Below are 3,354 nucleotides of genomic sequence, written 5' to 3' on the forward strand. Positions count from 1 at the left end.
CCACCGCCCGGCCCCCGGGGCCGGGGGGGCGCCCGCGGCGGCAGAGGCGGCGGCAGCGGCGGCGGCCGCCGCCAGGGCTCAGGCCCCGCCGCCCCCCGCCCGTCCGTGGTCCGCCGAGGGCGCGGCCGCCGCCATCGCCTTCGCCAAGTCCAAGATCGGCCTGCCCTACGTCTGGGGCGGCGAGGGCCCGGGCGGCTACGACTGCTCCGGGCTGACGATGATGGCCTGGCGCGAGGGCGGCCGGCAGCTCAACCACTTCGCCGCCGACCAGTACGCTCAGAGCACTCCGATCGGCTACCGCCAGCTGCGCCCGGGCGACCTGGTCTTCTGGACCGACACCGGGCGCGCCGCCGACATCTACCACGTCGGGCTCTACATCGGCGACGACCAGATGATCGAGGCCCCGCGGGCCGGCATGCCGGTCAAGCAGGCCAGCCTCTGGATCATGGGCACCCCGAACTTCTACGCCCGCCCCTGACCCCCGGGCCGGCGAGCGCCGGTCAGCACCTCGACGGGGGCGGTCGGCACCACCCCCTCGGCGGCGGCCGCGAGGGCGGGGTCGAGCGTGACCAGGGCGTCCGCCTGGAGCCGGGTCAGCGCGAGGTACTCGGCGTCCAGGGTGTCCGGGAGACCGAGCCGCTCGGCGATCCGCCAGGCGGTGGCCTGCAGGACGCGGTCGCCCAGCAGCCGGATCCGCAGCGCCCGTACCGCGTCGAGCGCGCGGTCGGCGTCCCGCTCGGCCAACTCGCCCCGCCGGACCGCCCGGTAGAGGAGCGACAGCAGTTGCGAGCGGAGCAGGGTCGGGGCCAGCAGCTGGTGCCCGGCGGGGGCCGCGGCCCCGTCCCGGACCAGGTGGAGGGCCACCTCCGGAGTGATCACGTACTTGGCCATGGCGGTGGCGGCCTCCTCGGAGCGCGGGGATCGCCGACCAGTCAACTCCCGCGAGCGCCGCCCGTGGTGGACGCCACGAGGACCGACACGAGGACCGCTGCGAGAACCGCCGCGAGAACCGCCACGAAGGCCGCCGCTCCAGCGGGCTACCGGTCGGCCAGGTCGGCCAGGGCCTGGCGGCTGTCGCGCAGCCGCACGACGGTCCAGCCCCAGGCGGCGGCGAACGGGAGCGACACGAGGAAGACGGCGAGCGCGCCGCCGATCCGGCCGATCATCTCGGAGTCGCAGGACTCCGCCATGTGGAAGCCGGTCGGCTCGTAGAAGGCCGGCGTGCCGCAGATCCCCGCGGCCGGGAGGAAGACCAGCCACAGCGCCCAGAGCCAGCCGGCGACGGTCAGCCCGCCGACCAGCTTCGCCGCCAGCGACCAGCCCTCGTAGTCCTTCAGCCTGCGGACGTACTGGTCCTCCATCGTTCCCCCCGAAAACGGATCGTTTGTGCCTGAACCGGCACGAGGATGCCAGGTCGGGCCACCGGGACGCCACTGTCGGTGGGCGGCGCTAGCGTGACCGCCGGACCGGCACTGAGGAGGCGTCATGCGACTGCGGGATGTTCGGGCGGGGGACGTCGGGGCGTACGTCCGGATGCGGTGCGACCCGGTGATGATGGCCGAGCTGGGCGGGCCGCTGCCCCGGGAGAAGGTGGAGGCGCGGCTGCGCAAGGACCTGGCCGAGGTGGCCGCGGACAGCGCCTGGATCAGGGTGATCGTGCCGGACGGCGCCGGGGACGACGAGGCCGCGGGCGTCGTCACGCTCTGGTCGGACCAGGAGGACGGCGTGCCGGTCTCCGAGATCGGCTGGATGGTGCTGCCCGAGTACCAGGGCCGCGGCCTCGCCAAGGCGGCCGTCCGCCTGGTGCTGGACGCCGCCGCCGAGGACGGCCGCTGGGGCGACGTGCACGCCAATCCGGGGACGGCCAACGGGCCGTCCAACGGGATCTGCCGGGCGCTCGGCTTCCGGCTGCTCGGCGAGCGGGACCTGGACTTCGCGGACCGCGTCCTGCGGACCAACCACTGGGTGGTGGTGCCGGGCGAGCACACCGGGTCGGGCACGGAATAAATCGGATGCCGCCCCCGAAGGGCCGCCGTACGGTGGCCTCATGGGCAACAGCAACGATCACGCGGCCGTCGACACCGTGAGCGGGCTCCAGGTCCGGGCCGTCTCGGTGGACGAGGTCGCGGAGTGGAACCGGGCGCTCAACTTCGGCTTCCTGCGCCCCGACGTGGCCGTCGCGGAGGACCTGCGCCGCCGCTACTGGGAGCCCGGCCGGATGCTGGCCGGCTTCGACGGCGAGCGCCAGATCGCCACCTTCCGCAGCTTCGACACCGAACTGACCGTCCCGGGCGGGGCCGTCGTGCCGGCCGACGCCATCACCAACGTCACGGTCAGCGCCACCCACCGCCGCCGCGGCCTGCTCAGCGCGATGATGCGCCGGGACCTCGCGGCCGCCGCGGAGCGCGGCAACGCGGTCGCGATCCTGGCCGCCGCCGAGTACAACATCTACGGCCGCTTCGGCTTCGGCCCGGCCACCCAGGGCGGCGGCTGGAACATCGAGCTGCGCCGCACCCGCGGTCTGCGCGAGGGCCTGCCGGGCGTCCCCGGCGGCCGGACCGACTTCGTGACCATGGCGGAGCTGCGCGAGGTGGGAGCCGACCTGCACGAGCGCTGGCGGCGCACCCAGCCGGGGGCGATCGACCGCGACACGCTCTGGTGGCAGCGCACCACCGGTGAGGTGCGGGCGCCGGGCGACGAGTTCAAGGAGCCCTTCGCCGCCGTCCACCGGGACGCCGCCGGCGAGGTCACCGGCCTGGTGCTCTACCGGATCGCCAACAAGTGGGACGGCGCCTACCCCGACTGCAAGCTCACCGTGAGCGAGTTCATCGCCCTCGACCTGCCCACCGCCGTCGAACTGTGGCGCCTGGTGCTGTCGGTCGACTGGGTGTCCCGGGTCGAGGTGCCCAAGCTCGCCCCGGACGACCCGCTGCCGCTGCTGCTCCAGGACCCGCGTGCGGCGACCCCGCACGAGGACAACGGGGACCTTGTGTGGCTGCGGGTGCTGGACGTCGAGGCCGCGTTCGGCGCCCGGAGCTACGGCGCCCCCGGCCGGGTGGTGCTGGAGGTCGACGACAAGCTCGGCTACGCCTCCGGCCGTTGGGCGCTGGAGGCGGCCGAGGACGGCACCGGCCGCTGCACCCGGACCACGGACGACGCCGATCTCGCGCTCGGCGCCTCGGAGTTGGGCTCGCTCTACCTGGGCGCGGAGACGGCGTCGAGGCTGGCCGCGGCCGCCCTGCTCACCGAACTGCGCCCGGGCGCGGCCGCCGCCGCCGACCTGCTGCTGCGCACCCCGCTGCGGGCCTGGACGCCGACCGAGTTCTGATCCCGTGCGCACGCCGGAGGCCGACC

General features: G+C 75.0%; 5 protein-coding genes. 3 read left to right on the forward strand and 2 right to left on the reverse strand.

What is annotated here, in order from left to right:
* Window positions 1-478, forward strand: a 478-nt coding sequence (locus ACFU6K_RS34550; protein WP_380669888.1) for a C40 family peptidase, incomplete at its 5' end; no start/stop codon positions are given.
* Here ACFU6K_RS34550 and ACFU6K_RS34555 read toward each other — a convergent pair.
* A complete protein-coding gene (locus ACFU6K_RS34555) occupies window positions 463-891 on the reverse strand; it encodes a type II toxin-antitoxin system VapC family toxin (RefSeq protein WP_380669890.1) in 429 nt (142 codons plus the stop codon). The two genes, ACFU6K_RS34550 and ACFU6K_RS34555, sit on opposite strands and share 16 nt — an antisense overlap.
* 146 nt (window positions 892-1,037) lie before the next feature.
* Complete coding sequence (locus ACFU6K_RS34560) at window positions 1,038-1,361, reverse strand: hypothetical protein (RefSeq protein ID WP_380669892.1); 324 nt, start codon at window positions 1,359-1,361, stop codon at window positions 1,038-1,040.
* A gap of 124 nt (window positions 1,362-1,485) precedes the next feature.
* On the opposite strand from ACFU6K_RS34560, the gene ACFU6K_RS34565 reads away from it, so the two are divergent.
* Both ACFU6K_RS34565 and ACFU6K_RS34570 read left to right on the forward strand, forming a co-directional pair.
* Window positions 1,486-2,007: a GNAT family N-acetyltransferase gene (locus tag ACFU6K_RS34565; protein WP_380669894.1), complete on the forward strand. Its 522-nt coding sequence runs from the start codon at window positions 1,486-1,488 to the stop codon at window positions 2,005-2,007.
* Window positions 2,008-2,047: 40 nt separating this feature from the next.
* Complete coding sequence (locus ACFU6K_RS34570; RefSeq protein ID WP_380669896.1) at window positions 2,048-3,328, forward strand: GNAT family N-acetyltransferase; 1,281 nt, start codon at window positions 2,048-2,050, stop codon at window positions 3,326-3,328.
* Window positions 3,329-3,354 lie beyond the last annotated feature (26 nt).

Source organism: Kitasatospora sp. NPDC057512 (assembly GCF_042802135.1).
Classification (GTDB): Bacteria; Actinomycetota; Actinomycetes; order Streptomycetales; family Streptomycetaceae; genus Kitasatospora.

What these genes read in the sequence shown, in the direction of transcription:
- ACFU6K_RS34555 (WP_380669890.1), bottom strand. Translation starts at nt 891, where the DNA reads ATGGCCAAGTACGTGATCACTCCGGAGGTGGCCCTCCACCTGGTCCGG.
- ACFU6K_RS34560 (WP_380669892.1), bottom strand. Translation starts at nt 1,361, where the DNA reads ATGGAGGACCAGTACGTCCGCAGGCTGAAGGACTACGAGGGCTGGTCG.
- ACFU6K_RS34565 (WP_380669894.1), top strand. Translation starts at nt 1,486, where the DNA reads ATGCGACTGCGGGATGTTCGGGCGGGGGACGTCGGGGCGTACGTCCGG.
- ACFU6K_RS34570 (WP_380669896.1), top strand. Translation starts at nt 2,048, where the DNA reads ATGGGCAACAGCAACGATCACGCGGCCGTCGACACCGTGAGCGGGCTC.